The following is a 14794-nucleotide window of genomic DNA, read 5'->3' as shown; positions in this document are numbered from 1 at the left end:
GACTGGGTGACTGATGAGTCATGAAAAAGGATCAGCTGATTGTCCGACGCCGGGCCTTGATCGCCGGCGCCGCCGTCCTGGGAGCGGCCGGTGCGGCGGGCACGGCTCACCTCCTCACCGCCGAACCGGCCACACCGCCGGTGGGCAGTGCCCCGCCCGCGTCGGGCCCGCAGGCACGCCGTGCCCTCAAGCCCTCCGCCTACCGCCTCCAGCCCATGACCGGCTACGGCCCGCAGCGCGCCAGGCCCGCCCGGGCCCTCGTCCGCCACGAACCGTTCCTGCGCATGTCCGGCCGCGGCCGCAGCATGGTGCTGACCTTCGACGACGGCCCCGATCCGCGCTACACCCCGGACATCCTCAGCACGCTGCGCGACTACGACGTGCGCGCGATGTTCTTCGTGTGCGGGGAGATGGCCGTCGACAACAAGGACCTGCTGCGCGAGATGGCCGACGACGGACACGTCGTGGGCAACCACACCTGGTCCCATCCGCTGCTGACCAAGCTCTCGCGCTCGGCGATCCACACGGAGATGGAGCGCACCTGCAAGGTCATCGACGACGCCTGCGGTGAGCCGCCCAGCTGGTTCCGCGCGCCCTACGGGGCCTGGAACCGGGCCGCCTTCCAGATCGGCGCCGAACTGGGGATGGAGCCGCTGGCCTGGACGGTCGACACGCTCGACTGGACGTCCCCCGGCACCCGCACCATCGTCGGCCGGGTCGAGGGCGGCGCGGCCCCGGGTGCCGTGGTGCTCTCGCACGACGCCGGCGGCGACCGCTCGCAGAGCGTACGGGCGCTGCGCGACTATCTGCCGCGGCTGCTGGATTCCGGCTATCACCTCACCGTGCCGCGACGGCGTTATTCATAGCGGGGCTCCACGGGCTTTCGCCCGCCCGGCCGGGGAACGCTCAGCGAACCTCGGCCAGGCGGGCGAACACGACGACGTTCCCGTCGTAGCCGTGCTGCTTGGAGAAACCGCCCCCGCAGGTGATGACCCGCAATTCGGGGGCTCCCTTGCTGCCGTACACACGGTCGCCGGGGAAGTTGTTCTTCGCGAAGACCTCGATGCCGTAGATCTCGAATACGGCGGTCTTCCCGTCCTTGCGCTGCACCTCGATCCGGTTTCCCTTTTTGAGCGCTCCGAGGCCGTAGAAGACGGCCGGGCCGCGCGTGTTGTCCACATGGCCGTCGATCACGGCCGTGCCCTTCTCGCCGGGCGAGACCGCGCCGCTGAACCAGCCCGCCAGGTTCGGGTCGTCCGGCGGCGGTGCGTCGACCCACCCGTCCATGTCCAGGCCCACCGGCATGACCGGGGCGTCGACGCGGATCGCCGGGATCCTGACCCGGTCGGCCACGGAGTACGGCAGCGGGGTCGGCAGGTTCGAGAAGGTGCCGCCCTGGGAGCGGGCGCTGTCCGCAGCCGCCGCCGAGGCGGGCTGCGGCGGGCCCACGTCGAACTCACCGGAACCATTCCGGATGAGCGCGAGGCCGGTCAGCAGAACAAGCGCTATCACGCCCCAAGGGGCGCGCCTCTTCTGCGGCTCCTCCTCTTCGGCCAGCTCGGACGCAGACATTCGCAATCCCCTCTCGACGCGGCCGTCGCCGCGTCCGTCGCGCATATGAGAACGCTAAGTGCAGCACGCCCGTCGGGCGACGGGGCAAAGGCGAACGGGTGGTGGAGTACGCCCTTCGTGAGCCATCCGAGTTGCCGAGGCCAGGAATTTTCTGACGGTCCGTGACCTGCGGCAATATCCGATTGTGTGGAATTCTCTCGGCGTGTCTTCTCACCAGGACGGACCATTCTCGAAATGCGGCCCCGCGCACGGCATCTGAGGGTCTGTCTGGGAGGCGCTTTCTCGCCGATCGACCGGGGACGGGTCCCGGGGCGTCTTCCGCGGAGGATCACATGCGTACTACTCGTGCCCTGGCGGTCAGTGCCGCCGCGGTCGCCGCGGTGGGGCTCGCCGCTCCGATGGCCGCGGCGTGGAACAACCCCAGCAACATCGTCGCCATGCCCAGCGTCATCGCCAGCGGCGGCCGGCTGACGGTGACCGTCGACGGGTGCCCCAGAGGCGGCACCATGACCTCGCCGGCGTTCCGGCAGGCGACACTCTCCTCGATCAACGGCAGCAACGAGACGTCGAGCGGAACGGCGACCATCGACCGCAACGCCCGCGCCGGCTCGTACGACATCTCGGTCAACTGCAGCGGGACGGGCACCTTGACCCGCCCCGCGGCCTTCACCGTCATCGGTGGTGTCCGCGGTGGTCTCGGCGGCAGCACCACCAGCGGTGCCACGCCCACCGACATGGCGATCGGTGGCGGGCTCGTGGCCGCGGCCGCCGTCGGTGGCGGGGTGTTCTGGATGCGGCGCAGGTCGGAGAGGAGAATCTGACCGGCCGCCGTAGCGGAGACCGCACGTGACAGCCCTTCGCCCCGGACCCTGCAGAGAGGGTCCGGGGCGAGGGGCTGTGCGGCGCCGTCAGGAGTCGTCGGAGGCGGTACGGCGGCGCGTCATGTACCAGGCGGCGCCCACGGAACCCGCGATGAGCGCGGCTCCCAGGCCGATCTCCTTGAGGTCGAAGCCGCCGACGGTGCCGCCGACACCGGCCCTGACGCCCCGTTGCAGAGGCACGGGGTAGTGGGTCGGGTCGCTGGGGCGGCCGGTGGCGATGGTGAGATCCGTGCTGCCGCTCATGCCGTCACACATGAACGTCACCTCGTACACGGCGCCCGGCTTCGCGTCCCAGTCGACCATGGCCGTCGCCGAGGACTGGCCCTTGGAGATGGTGACGGTGTCGAAGACACCCGAGGTGACCGTGGCGCGTCCCGAACAGCCCCCGTCCCTCTTCAGCAGCAGCGAGACCTGGCCGCCGGCGGCGATGGTCGACGGCTGCACGCTGAAACCGAACGGGGTGATGTTGTGGTTCTCGTCGCCCGCGACGGCGGCGGGTGCGGTGAAGGTCAGGGCGGTGACGCCCAGCAGTGCGGCCGAAGCGACGCGTATCGCGCGCATGGTGAGCCTCCAGGTCCCCGAGGAGCCTTGCTGCGGACCTTTTCCGCTTGCGTCAGAAATGCACCTCGATATCCGAAACGCTAGGAAAGGGTGGGCCCGGGCGCGATCGCAGTCGCGCGAATGGGGCAACGGTGTGGGCCGCACAGGGGACGGAGTGCGTGCAGAAGGGGGACGGACGCGGCGTGGCGTCCGTCCCCCGGCCGGGGAGCCCTGCCCCGGAAACCCCGTTGAGGGTCCGTTAGCCGGGCAGATTCGGGAACATCGCCATGAACGGCTCGGCCGATGCCGTGATCCCCCTGCTGTAGGGCGCGTCGAAGTCCCAGATCAGGAAGAGCAGGAAGGCGATCAGCGAGGAGAAGAGCCCGGCGAGGATCAGCTCCCGTGCCGTTCTCCTGATCTGGAGCGCGAAGACCATGCCGAGGGTGACCACGCCGCCGGTGATCAGACCGAACCACACCACGCCCGGCATGGTCGCCCCCGTCGAGCCGGCGCGGGAGTTCCGTGCCCCGTCCGCCACGGTGACCTGGTCGAGGAGCGGCTGGTACGCCTGGGCCTCGAAGTCGGACGCCGGTTCGTAGTCGGTGACATCCGCACGGACGCGTTCGAAGAGCCGGCCGCCCTTGTCGGTCACCCGGCCCTGGTTCGCCATGGTCTTCCACTCGGTGGTGACGACGTAGCCGACGTAGGTGTCGATGTCGCCGCGGATGCGGTCACGGACGTCGGGCGGGTAGACCCGCACTCGCTCCGAGATCTCGTGCAGCGCCTGGGCCTCCGTCTGAACGTGGTCCTGGGCGACGCTCCGCGCCTCCCAGACACCGGCGATGGCGAGACCGAGGACGATGGCGTAAACCACACCGATCATCATCGTCATGTACTCGATGACGTCCGGAGTCTCGGACGGATCCTCGTCCTCGCGTGCCGCGCGATGCCGTACGAGGGTCACGATGAGCACGACGACGCACGCGGCGGCCATCGCGAGGGCGAGAACAAGCCATTCCGACAAGGGTGCCTCCAGAAGTCAGCGCGGGCGCAGCGCCGCGACGGCGAGTACCGCGGGCGCGGTGATCAGCAGGGTGAGCGAGACCAGTGACGGGCCACTGCGCGGCGTGTGCCGTCGCGTCTGGGCGCGGTACGCCGGATAACTCACCGGGGACGGCGGCGGTTTGGGGCGCGCGCTCGGTGTGGGCGTGGGTGTCGGGGTGGGTTTCGGTGTGGGTGTGGGCGTAGGTGTGGGTGTGGCGATCGGTGCCGGTACGGGCTTCGGTGCGACCGGCAGTGGCGCCGGCGCCGGTGGTGGCGGAGGGGGCGGTGGTGGCGGTGGTGGTGGCGGCGGCTCGGGCGCCGGTGTGGGCGTCGGTGTAGGTGTGGGTTTGGGGGGTGGCGGTGGCTTGGGAGTCGGTTTGGGCGTCGGGGTGGGCTTCGGCGGTTTGGGCGTCGGGCTCGGGCTGCAGTAGCCGTCGCCGGCGACCGCCACCGCGTGGGTGCCGTCCGGGCCTACGGAGGCGTACGCGCAGGAGTCGGCGACAGCCGGGCCCCCCGCGGGTCCGCCGAGGATCCAGGCCAGCGTCAGCAGCGCCAATGCCCGTATGACGAGGGCGGACCGGGTCCGCTTGGGTCCATGCACGACGGCGATCATCGGTTGTTCCGCGTCCTCGTAGGAGCCAGTGGGGAGGGGTTAGCCCGAACGAAGGATGTCCGCGTCCGGGTGGTTTGACGTGTCGAGCGGTAAACGCCCGAGAAGGAGAACAGTTGCGCGATCTGTCGCGAGAGGGCGCCGCCGGGGCACAGGGGTCGTAAAGACACCGGTTCACAGGGTTCGTAAAGAAATTTGAGAGGCGGTTGAACATTCCCGCCGGTCCCGCCCGTACCTATGGCCATGCGCGGTGCCGCAGGGCGCCGCAACATCTATGCCAACAGCGGGAGTTACCAAATGAAGACCTCCTGGCGGAGCGCCTCGCTCGTAGCGACAGCTGCGGCCATGCTGGCGCTCACGACGGCGTGCGGTCAGGAACAGGGCACCCCTTCCACCGTGGGCCAGAACGTCGGCGCCACCGCGGCCGCGGGGGACTACGGGCTGAGCAGCCCCAGCCCGGCCGGGGTCGGCGCCCAGGCCGCGACCCAGGCGAAGTCCGCGGGTGCGCTCACCGTTGCGAAGGACGCGAAGCTCGGCGAGGTCATCACCGACAGCGCCGGACGCACCTTGTACCGCTTCGACAAGGACACGGCCGAACCGCCGAAGACGACCTGTGAGGGCGACTGCGCCACCGCCTGGCCGCCGGTTCCGGCGGACGGTGCCACGGCGGCCACCGGTGTGGACGCGGCGCTTCTCGGCGAGGTCACCCGGCCCGACGGCACCAAGCAGCTGACCGTCGGCGGCTGGCCGATGTACCGGTACGCGAAGGACACGAAGGCCGGTGACACCCTTGGCCAGGCCGTGGGCGGCACCTGGTTCGCCTCGTCCCCCGAGGGCAAGAAGGCGACCCTCGCCGACCTGCCCGGCCTGTCGACCCGCAAGGACGCGAAGCTCGGTGAGATCGTCGTCGACAAGAACGGCCTGACGGTCTACCGCTTCACCAAGGACACCGCATGGCCCGACTCGATCTCGGCCTGCACCGGCGCCTGCCTGGAGAAGTGGCCGGCGGTCGCGCCGGTCGAGGAGGCCGACGTCAAGGGCCTCGACATCGACTCGGACGGCCTCATGCCCTTCACCCGGTCGGACGGCATCAAGCAGATGGCCCTCGACTGCTGGCCTGTCTACACCTTCTCGGGTGACGAGGCCCCCGGAGACACCAACGGGCAGGGCGTAGGCGGCACTTGGTATGCCGTCTCACCCGAAGGAAAGCTGGTCGGCGCGCCGAAGAAGTAGGTCACCTCCCCAGGGCTGATCGTCTCACCCGGACACCCTCGGAACGTGGAAGGGAGTGGACACAGACAGGCTGGAGTGCCGGAAGAGAAGAAAGCAGCGCGCGCGACCAAGGTCCGCTCCCTCCGCACCGCACGGAGGGAGCGGGCCACTTGGCGTTCCCGGCCGAGGGAATCCACGGCGACTCTTCGTAACTCCTGGAGCCTTTTTGGAGTGCTTCGGAGCGATTTCACGGTTACGGCTGACGGCGTGTTCGAAGGCTGTTCACAGGTCGTCAATTCGGCACTTGCCGGAGGCAGTGACCGGGAACGGACGGTCAATTTCCGTTTTGACTCGCTCCTTTGGCGGGCGATCAGTAGCCTCAGCTCGAACACCGGATCGCCTACGCCGTCGTCTACGCCTTGGAGAGATAGATGGAGCGTCCCGCCTGGGCCCCTCGGAGCATTGACATCTCAGTGCCGAGCGTCTCCCGCATCTATGACTACTACCTGGGCGGTTCGCACAACTTCGAGGTCGACCGGGAGGCGGCCCGCAAGGCGATGGAGTTCATGCCGGGACTTCCGAAGATCATGCAGGCCAACCGGGCGTTCATGCGCCGCGCGGTGCGCTTCGCGGCCGACGAGGGCATCACCCAGTTCCTCGACATCGGTTCCGGCATCCCGACCTTCGGCAACGTCCACGAGATCGCGCAGGCGTCCAGACCCGGCGCGCACGTCGTGTACGTCGACAACGATCCGGTGGCCGTCGCGCACAGCCAGGCCGTCCTCGAGGGCAACGAGGACGCGGGCGTCCTGGCGGCCGATCTGCTCAAGCCCCAGGAGATCCTGGCGAGTTCCGAGGTTCAGCGACTGATCGACCTGAACCGACCGGTCGCCCTCCTCCTCGTTGCCATACTTCACTTCGTGGAGGACGCGGACGACCCGTACGAAGCTGTGGCCGAGCTGCGCGACGCGCTCGCGCCGGGCAGCCTGCTCGTCGTCACGCATGCCTCGTACGAGGGAATTCCGCTGCCTCAGGAACAGGCCGAGGGCACGGTCGACGTGTACAAGAACATCCGCAACCCACTGATCATGCGCTCGCGCGAGGACATCGCGCGGTTCTTCGAGGGGTACGACATGGTGGAACCGGGACTGGTGCCGATGCCGAACTGGCGGCCCGACACGGCACCCGAGGACGAGGATCCGTTTTCCTTCTCCGGATTCGCCGGCGTGGGGCGCACGGCGTGACGGCCGAGCCGGACGGGCCGGAGGACAGACTCCGCAGATTCGCGACGATCTGGAGCCGGGCGGTTTTTCCGGTCACCTCCACGTCGCTGACCAGGCCCGAGTTCGAGATCCAACTCCTGCCGCTCGCCCGCAGGTTGAGTGTGGCGCTGCTGGCCAGGACCTTCGAGTCCGCCGAGGGCCGGGCGGTCGGCGCCGCACTCGTCGACGCGCACTGCACCGACCCGGAGGCGCTCAGCCGCGCGCTCGACTGCGTCGACGCCTATCTGGTGCTCTACTGCGGTGAGGACGGGCCCCAGGAGGCTCTGCGGGCTCGCTCGGCGCGCCTGCAGCACGCCATGGCCGCCGGGTTCGCGCAGGCGCTGCGGGAACGGACACTGGCCGAGCAGGAGGCCATCTCCCGGGCCGCCCTGAACGCCCGCAGTCTGGTGGCGGAAGCCCTGCACGCCAGTGAGGCCCGCTTCCGCGCGGTGTTCGAGGGCGCGGCCATAGGGATCGGCATCGCGGACCTCGAGGGCAACATCCTCCAGGTCAACGGAGCGCTGCTGCGCATGTTCGGCGGCTCCGAGCAGTCGATGCGCGGCCGCCGGGTCCAGGACTGGACGCACCCCGACGACGCTCCTCAGGTGTGGCCCCTGTACGAGGAGTTGGTACGCGGCGAGCGTGAGCACTACCACGTCGAAAAGGCCTTCTACCGTCCCGACGGCACGGCCCTGTGGACCAACCTGACGGTCTCCCTGCTGCGTGACGCGGACGGTGCGCCGCAGTACCAGCTGGCGCTCATGGAGGACACCACCGAGCGGCGGCTGCTGAATCTGCGGCTGCGGTACGAGGCGACCCACGACGCGCTCACCGGACTGCCCAACCGGACCCTGTTCTTCGAGCGTCTGGAGAAGGCGCTGTCCGCGGGCGAGGGCCAGCGTTTCGGGCTCTGCTATCTCGACCTCGACGGTTTCAAGACCATCAACGACAGCCTCGGCCACGCGGCCGGCGACCGGCTGCTCGTCGAGGTCGCCGACCGGCTGCAGTCCTGCGCGACGGCTTCCGGCGAGATGGTCGCCCGGCTGGGCGGCGACGAGTTCGTGGCGTTGACCACCGGACCCGACACCGAGCGCGAGGTCGACGAACTCGCAGGGCGCATCATGAACGCGCTGGTCACCCCGATCAGCATCGACGGACGTGACCTGACCGTGCGCGGCAGTATCGGCGTCGTCGAGGGCCCTGCCGGGGAGCGTGGCCCCGCGGAGGTGCTGCGCAGCGCGGACATCACCATGTACCGCGCCAAGTCCGCGGGCGGCAACCGCTTCGAGCTCGCCGACCCCGAGGCCGACGCCCGCGCCATCACCCGGCACGGGCTCACCACGGCGCTGCCGGCCGCGCTGGAGCGGGGTGAGTTCTTCATCGAGTACCAGCCCCTGGTGCACCTCGGCGACGGCGGTGTAAGAGGCGCCGAGGCACTGGTGCGCTGGCTGCACCCGCAGCACGGGGTGCTCGGTCCCGACCAGTTCATCCCACTCGCCGAGCACACCGGACTGATCGTGCCGCTCGGCCGCTGGGTCCTGGAGCAGTCGGTCCGGCAGGCCCGCCTCTGGCAGGAGCGGCGCACCGACGCGGGTGCGCTGCGCATCAACGTCAACCTGTCGCCGTGCCAGCTCACCCATCCCGGCCTCGTCCAGGACACGGTCGACATCCTGGAGCGGGCCGGGCTCGAACCGGACGCGCTGTGCCTCGAGGTCACCGAGTCCGCGCTGATCGGCGCGGACGACGACCTCCTCAAGCCGCTGCGCCGTCTCGCCGAGATGGGCGTCGACATCGCGCTCGACGACTTCGGCACGGGCTACTCCAACCTCGCCAACCTGCGCCGTCTCCCGGTCAGCGTCCTCAAGCTGGACCGGTCCTTCACCCAGAGCATGCAGCAGTTCCCCGCGGACCCGGTCGACCTGAAGATCGTCGAGGGCATCGTCACCCTCGCCCACAGCCTCGACCTCACGGTCACGGTCGAGGGTGTGGAGACCGGCGCCCAGGCCGAGCAGCTCCGGATACTGGGCTGCGACACGGCCCAGGGCTGGTACTACGCCCGGCCGGGCCCGCCGGAGCGGCTGCACGAGCTGGCCCTGGTCGACGCGATCAGCTGAGCATTCCCACGCGGCGCGGTCTCCCGGAAGGGGGCCGCGCCGCGCGCTCGCGGGAGGGAGGCCCGCCGGACCGTGCCGGACCTCGTCACCGCCCGGTGGACCGGGCGCCTGCCGCCGGGATGCCTCGCGCGCCCGGCCTTGCGTGTGTCTCACTGGTGGAACGCATCTCTCTCAGATGGAGCCGAGGACCGAATGAGCAGCGAACTTCAGGGCAGGACCGCCGTCGTCACCGGAGCCAGCAAGGGCATCGGACTCGCGATCGCCGAGGCGCTGGCCGAAGCGGGCGCGACGGTGATCGCCGGCTCCCGTGGCACGACCTCGGACCTCGACGCGCTGGTCGACAAGGGACACGTCACCTGGGTGCCGGTCGACCTCGCCGAACCCGATGCCGCGGGGCGGCTGGTCGAGGCGGCGGGCGGCCGGATCGACATCCTGATCAACAACGTGGGTACGGCCCCCGCCCGCACCGGCGGCTTCCTTTCGGTGACGGACGAGGAGTGGCGGCGCACGGTCGATCTGAACCTGCTCGTGGCCGTACGGGTCACCCGCGCGGTTCTGCCTTCGATGCTGACCGCCGGGCACGGCTCCGTCGTGACGATCGGTTCGGTCAACGCGACTCTGCCCGACCCCCTCGTCATCGACTACAGCGCGGGCAAGGCCGCCCTGGTGGCGTTCTCCAAGGCGTTGTCGAAGGAGGTCGGACCCAAGGGCATCCGAGTCAACACCGTCAGCCCGGGCCCGGTGGAGACCGAGCTGTGGCTCGGCGGCGGGGGAGTGGCGGCGTCGGTCTCGGCCGCGGCCGGCACCACGCCCGAAGACGTGGTCGCCCAGGCGTCCGGCGCGACCGTCACCGGGCGCTTCTCCAAGCCGTCCGAGGTCGCCGACCTGGTTGTCTTTCTCGCGGGGGACCGTGCCGGGAACATCACGGGCAGCGACTTCGTCATCGACGGCGGCCTCATCCCCACCTGGTGAACCGGGACCCGGCCCACCAGGCCGCGCGGCGCGCCCCGGGGTTCGCCCGCACGCGCCGCGCCCGGGTTCGCCCGCCGTCAGCGCTCCAGCAGCATCCGCTGGAGCTCCCTGGCCGCCCGGGGCGGAGCCACATCGCTGCGGTGAGCCAGCGCGATCGTCCGGTGGAGGCCGGGCCGCGCCAGCGGAGTCACCCGGAGGCCGCGTCCCGAACGGGTGGCGACCATGCGGGGGACGACGGCAACGCCGAGCCCCGCCCGGACGAAGCCCAGGACCGCGTCCATCTCGCCGCCCTCGACGGCGAAGTCGGGCTCGAAACCCTCGGCGCGGCACGCCGCGACCGTCAGTTCGCGCAGGTCGTAGCCGTGCCGGAACATCACCAGGCGTTCGCTCTCCAGGTCGGAGACCCGTACGGTGCTGCGGCCCCGGCCGGGCGCGGGCGCGGCCGGTGACGACACCACCACCAGGTCCTCGCGCAGCAACTCCACCGTGGTCAGCGCCGGGGACGGGGTGGGCAGGGGCAGCACGACGAGGGCGAGGTCGAGGGCACCGCGCGCGAGCTCCCGTACGAGATCGTGGGAGCCCCCCTCCTCGATCAGCAGCCGGATGCCCGGATAGCGGTCGTGGAAGGCGCGCAGGACGTCCGGGAGCAGGCCTGTGCACAGACTGGGAGTCGCACCGAGGCGGACCCGGCCGCTTCGCAGCTGGGCCAGCTCCTGGACCTCGTGCCGTGCCGTGTCCGCGTCGGCGAGGATGCGTCGGGCCAGCGGAAGGAGCGCCTCCCCGGCGTCCGTCAGCGTGATGTTGCCCCGCGCCCGCAGGAACAGATCCGCGCCGAGCTCGCGCTCCAGCGACTTGATCTGCTGGGAGAGCGACGGCTGGGCGACATGGACCAGATCGGCGGCCCGGGTGAAGTGCCGGGTCTCGGCGACCGCCACGAAGTACTGAAGCTGTTGGAACTGCACAGAGCCACGATAGGCCATGCCTATGGAATCGAGCCGGTCCATGTCTTGGACCGATCGGCCCCTTCGGCCCTAGCGTGCTGTGACATGGCACTGGCAACGCGGACGGAACGAAAACCGTCCTTGACACGCACCGTGTGGGACTCGTCCGTCGGCAAGAAGACCGTGATGGCCGTCAGCGGCCTGATCATGCTGCTGTACCTGGTCGTCCATATGCTCGGCAACCTGAAGATCTTCTTCGGGCCGGGCGAGTTCAACCACTACGCGCACTGGCTGCGGACCCTCGGCGAGCCGTTCCTGCACTACGAGTGGGCTCTCTGGATCATCCGCGTCGCGCTCGTCGTGGCCGTCGTCGCGCACGCCACCGCCGCCTACCAGCTGAGCCGCCGCGACATCAGGGCGCGCCCCAGCAAGTACGTGCACAAGAAGGCGCGTGCCAGTTATGCCACCCGCACCATGCGCTGGGGCGGCGTCATCCTCGGCCTGTTCATCGTCTGGCACATCCTCGACCTGACGACCGGCACCGTGCACCCGGACGGCTTCCAGGCCGGACACCCGTACCAGAACGTCATCGACACCTTCTCGACCTGGTACGGCGACACCATCTACATCGTCGCGATGCTCGCCCTCTGCCTGCACATCCGGCACGGCTTCTGGAGCGCCGCCCAGACGCTCGGCGCCGGCAGCCGGTCCCGCGACCGCGCCCTCAAGACCATCGCCAACGTGCTCGCGCTGGTACTGACGGTGGGCTTCCTCTCCGTACCCGTCGGTGTCATGACCGGATTGGTGAGCTGACTATGACTTCCTACGCGGACTTCGCGACCGGTGAGCCGGTCGTCGACGGCAAGGCCCCGAAGGGCCCGGTCAACGAGCGCTGGGACACCCGCCGCTTCGAGGCCAGGCTCGTCAACCCCGCCAACCGGCGCAAGCACACGGTGATCGTCGTCGGCACGGGCCTCGCGGGCGGTTCCGCCGGCGCCACGCTCGCCGAACAGGGCTACCACGTCGTGCAGTTCTGCTACCAGGACTCGCCCCGCCGCGCCCACTCGATCGCCGCCCAGGGCGGCATCAACGCGGCGAAGAACTACCGTAACGACGGCGACTCCGTCCACCGGCTCTTCTACGACACCGTGAAGGGCGGCGACTTCAGGGCGCGGGAGTCCAACGTCCATCGCCTCGCGCAGATCTCGGTCGAGATCATCGACCAGTGCGTCGCACAGGGCGTGCCCTTCGCCCGTGAGTACGGCGGGCTGCTCGACACCCGCTCCTTCGGCGGCGTCCAGGTGTCCCGGACCTTCTACGCCCGCGGCCAGACCGGCCAGCAGCTCCTGCTCGGCGCGTACCAGGCGCTGTCGCGGCAGATCGCCGCCGGCAACATCGAGATGCACGCGCGGACCGAGATGCTCGACGTGATCGTCGTCGACGGCCGGGCACGCGGAATCGTCGCCCGCGACCTGATCACCGGGAAGATCGACACGTACTTCGCGGACGCCGTCGTACTGGCGAGCGGTGGTTACGGCAACGTCTTCTACCTCTCGACCAACGCCATGAACTCCAACGCGACCGCGATCTGGCGGGCTCACCGGCGCGGCGCCCTCTTCGCCAACCCCTGCTTCACCCAGATCCACCCCACCTGCATCCCGCGCACCGGCGAACACCAGTCGAAGCTGACGCTGATGAGCGAGTCGCTGCGCAACGACGGCCGCATCTGGGTGCCGAAGGCGCGGGGCGACACCCGCCCCGCCAACGAGATCCCCGAGGACGAGCGCGACTACTACCTGGAGCGCGTCTACCCGGCGTTCGGCAACCTCGTGCCCCGCGACATCGCCTCCCGGGCCGCCAAGAACGTCTGCGACGAAGGCCGCGGTGTCGGCCCCGGCGGCCAGGGTGTCTACCTCGACTTCGCCGATGCCATCCGGCGGATGGGCAAGGCCAAGGTCGAGGAGAAGTACGGCAACCTCTTCGACATGTACGCCCGGATCACCGCCGAGGACCCGTACACCGTGCCGATGCGGATCTACCCCGCCGTGCACTACACGATGGGCGGACTGTGGGTCGACTACGACCTCCAGACCACGATCCCGGGCCTGTTCGCGATCGGCGAGGCCAACTTCTCCGACCACGGCGCCAACCGGCTGGGCGCCTCGGCCCTGATGCAGGGCCTCGCCGACGGCTACTTCGTACTGCCGTCGACGATCAACGACTACCTCGCCCGCCATCCGCACACCTCCACCGAGGACGCCCTCACCGACGAACACCCCGACGTCCAGGAGGTGCTGGCCGAGACCGAGGACCGCCTGCGGCTGCTGCTCGCCGTCGACGGCGACCGCACACCCGACTCCTTCCACCGCGAACTCGGCGAACTCATGTGGGAGTTCTGCGGCATGGCCCGCACGGAGACCGGGCTGCGCAAGGCACTTGAGCGCATCCCGCAGATCCGCGAGGAGTTCTGGCGGCGCATCAAGGTGCCCGGCACCGGCGAGGAGTTCAACCAGTCCCTGGAGAAGGCGAACCGGATCGTCGACTACCTGGAGCTCGCCGAGCTCATGTGCCTCGACGCCCTGAACCGCGCCGAGTCCTGCGGCGGACACTTCCGCGAGGAGTCCCAGACCTCGGACGGCGAAGCGGCCCGCAGGGACGAGGAGTTCTCCTACGCCGCCGCCTGGGAGTTCACCGCCACCGGCGACGCGCCCGTCCTGCACAAGGAAGACCTGGTCTTCGAGTACGTCCACCCCACCCAGCGGAGCTACGCATGAAGCTCACCCTGCGCGTCTGGCGGCAGCGCAACGCCGACGCCGACGGAGCGATGTCCACCTACGAGGTGGACGGCATCTCGGCCGACATGTCCTTCCTGGAGATGCTCGACACCCTCAACGAGGAACTCATCCTCAAGGGCGAGGACCCCGTCGCCTTCGACCACGACTGCCGCGAGGGAATCTGCGGCGCCTGCTCGCTCGTCATCAACGGCGACGCGCACGGCCCCGAGCGCACCACCTCCTGCCAGCTGCACATGCGGTCCTTCCGGGACGGCGACACGATCGACGTGGAACCGTGGCGCGCCTCGGCGTTCCCGGTCGTGAAGGACCTCGTCGTCGACCGGTCCGCCTTCGACCGGATCATCCAGGCCGGCGGCTACATCACCGCCCCGACCGGCGCCGCACCCGAGGCCCACGCGACGCCCGTGCCCAAGCCGGACGCCGACTTCGCCTTCGAGCACGCCGAGTGCATCGGCTGCGGCGCCTGCGTCGCGGCCTGCCCCAACGGCGCCGCCATGCTGTTCACCTCGGCGAAGATCAACCATCTCAACGTGCTGCCGCAGGGCGCGCCCGAGCGCGAGACCCGGGTCCTCGACATGGTCGCGACGATGGACGACGAGGGCTTCGGCGGCTGCACTCTCGCCGGCGAGTGCGCGACCGCCTGCCCCAAGGGCATCCCGCTGTTCTCCATCACCAGCATGAACAAGGAGTGGCTGCGCGCGACCCGCAAAGCGGGCAAGCGCTAGCCGCAGGACGTTCGCCGTCAAGGTGCGAACGGGCGGGACCGGGGGTGGTGCTCAGCCCCGGTCCCGTCTCGCGTTCGCGGAGGGGCCGATTCCGTACGGGCGCCCGTACCGGCCGTCCCCTGGCAT

At 69.9% G+C, this 14794-nt stretch carries 14 protein-coding genes; 9 read left to right on the top strand and 5 right to left on the bottom strand.

Annotation, left to right across the window (positions count from 1 at the left end; translation table 11 throughout):
- The first annotated feature begins 20 nt into the window (after window positions 1-20).
- Window positions 21-866 carry a polysaccharide deacetylase family protein gene (locus tag ACIBLC_RS12765; RefSeq protein ID WP_399210881.1) on the top strand — a complete coding sequence of 282 codons (846 nt, stop codon included), beginning with the start codon at window positions 21-23 and terminating at the stop codon, window positions 864-866.
- Window positions 867-906: 40 nt separating this feature from the next.
- Here the strand turns inward: ACIBLC_RS12765 and ACIBLC_RS12760 are convergent, their stop codons facing one another.
- Window positions 907-1572, bottom strand: coding sequence for a class F sortase (locus tag ACIBLC_RS12760; protein ID WP_399210879.1), 666 nt, complete (start codon window positions 1570-1572; stop codon window positions 907-909).
- A gap of 332 nt (window positions 1573-1904) precedes the next feature.
- Between ACIBLC_RS12760 and ACIBLC_RS12755 the strand changes: the two genes are divergently transcribed.
- Entirely contained in the window at window positions 1905-2393 is a 489-nt protein-coding gene (locus ACIBLC_RS12755) for a hypothetical protein (RefSeq protein ID WP_399210878.1), read from the top strand.
- An 87-nt stretch (window positions 2394-2480) separates the two neighbouring features.
- Here the strand turns inward: ACIBLC_RS12755 and ACIBLC_RS12750 are convergent, their stop codons facing one another.
- The 3 genes from ACIBLC_RS12750 to ACIBLC_RS12740 all read right to left on the bottom strand — a co-directional run bounded on the left by ACIBLC_RS12750 (window position 2481) and on the right by ACIBLC_RS12740 (window position 4638).
- Window positions 2481-3014 carry a hypothetical protein gene (locus tag ACIBLC_RS12750; RefSeq protein WP_399210877.1) on the bottom strand — a complete coding sequence of 178 codons (534 nt, stop codon included), beginning with the start codon at window positions 3012-3014 and terminating at the stop codon, window positions 2481-2483.
- A 238-nt stretch (window positions 3015-3252) separates the two neighbouring features.
- The gene (locus ACIBLC_RS12745; RefSeq protein WP_399210876.1) at window positions 3253-4017 is read right to left on the bottom strand and encodes a hypothetical protein; all 765 of its coding nucleotides are present in this window, start codon (window positions 4015-4017) and stop codon (window positions 3253-3255) included.
- A gap of 15 nt (window positions 4018-4032) precedes the next feature.
- Window positions 4033-4638, bottom strand: coding sequence for a hypothetical protein (locus ACIBLC_RS12740; RefSeq protein WP_399210874.1), 606 nt, complete (start codon window positions 4636-4638; stop codon window positions 4033-4035).
- Between the two features lie 306 nt (window positions 4639-4944).
- Here ACIBLC_RS12740 and ACIBLC_RS12735 point away from each other — a divergent pair, with 306 nt between their 5' ends.
- The 4 genes from ACIBLC_RS12735 to ACIBLC_RS12720 all read left to right on the top strand — a co-directional run bounded on the left by ACIBLC_RS12735 (window position 4945) and on the right by ACIBLC_RS12720 (window position 10207).
- The gene (locus ACIBLC_RS12735; RefSeq protein WP_399210873.1) at window positions 4945-5880 is read left to right on the top strand and encodes an SCO0930 family lipoprotein; all 936 of its coding nucleotides are present in this window, start codon (window positions 4945-4947) and stop codon (window positions 5878-5880) included.
- A gap of 410 nt (window positions 5881-6290) precedes the next feature.
- The gene (locus ACIBLC_RS12730) at window positions 6291-7103 is read left to right on the top strand and encodes an SAM-dependent methyltransferase (RefSeq protein WP_399210872.1); all 813 of its coding nucleotides are present in this window, start codon (window positions 6291-6293) and stop codon (window positions 7101-7103) included.
- The gene (locus ACIBLC_RS12725; protein WP_399210871.1) at window positions 7100-9235 is read left to right on the top strand and encodes a putative bifunctional diguanylate cyclase/phosphodiesterase; all 2136 of its coding nucleotides are present in this window, start codon (window positions 7100-7102) and stop codon (window positions 9233-9235) included. Before ACIBLC_RS12730 ends, ACIBLC_RS12725 begins: the two co-directional genes overlap by 4 nt.
- A gap of 192 nt (window positions 9236-9427) precedes the next feature.
- Entirely contained in the window at window positions 9428-10207 is a 780-nt protein-coding gene (locus tag ACIBLC_RS12720; protein ID WP_399210870.1) for an oxidoreductase, read from the top strand.
- Between the two features lie 77 nt (window positions 10208-10284).
- Here the strand turns inward: ACIBLC_RS12720 and ACIBLC_RS12715 are convergent, their stop codons facing one another.
- Window positions 10285-11169, bottom strand: coding sequence for a LysR family transcriptional regulator (locus tag ACIBLC_RS12715; protein WP_399210869.1), 885 nt, complete (start codon window positions 11167-11169; stop codon window positions 10285-10287).
- Between the two features lie 120 nt (window positions 11170-11289).
- Here ACIBLC_RS12715 and ACIBLC_RS12710 point away from each other — a divergent pair, with 120 nt between their 5' ends.
- From ACIBLC_RS12710 to ACIBLC_RS12700, 3 genes are read left to right on the top strand one after another with little or no spacing between them, the layout of a single operon-like run.
- Window positions 11290-11961, top strand: a complete 672-nt coding sequence (locus ACIBLC_RS12710) for a succinate dehydrogenase (RefSeq protein WP_399210868.1) — start codon at window positions 11290-11292, stop codon at window positions 11959-11961.
- A 2-nt stretch (window positions 11962-11963) separates the two neighbouring features.
- Window positions 11964-13922, top strand: coding sequence for a fumarate reductase/succinate dehydrogenase flavoprotein subunit (locus ACIBLC_RS12705; protein ID WP_399210867.1), 1959 nt, complete (start codon window positions 11964-11966; stop codon window positions 13920-13922).
- Window positions 13919-14668, top strand: coding sequence for a succinate dehydrogenase/fumarate reductase iron-sulfur subunit (locus ACIBLC_RS12700; protein WP_399210866.1), 750 nt, complete (start codon window positions 13919-13921; stop codon window positions 14666-14668). Before ACIBLC_RS12705 ends, ACIBLC_RS12700 begins: the two co-directional genes overlap by 4 nt.
- Window positions 14669-14794: the final 126 nt, after the last annotated feature.

Source organism: Streptomyces sp. NPDC050535 (assembly GCF_044457665.1).
Lineage (GTDB): Bacteria > Actinomycetota > Actinomycetes > Streptomycetales > Streptomycetaceae > Streptomyces.
This window is presented reverse-complemented; position numbering and strand designations above follow the sequence as displayed.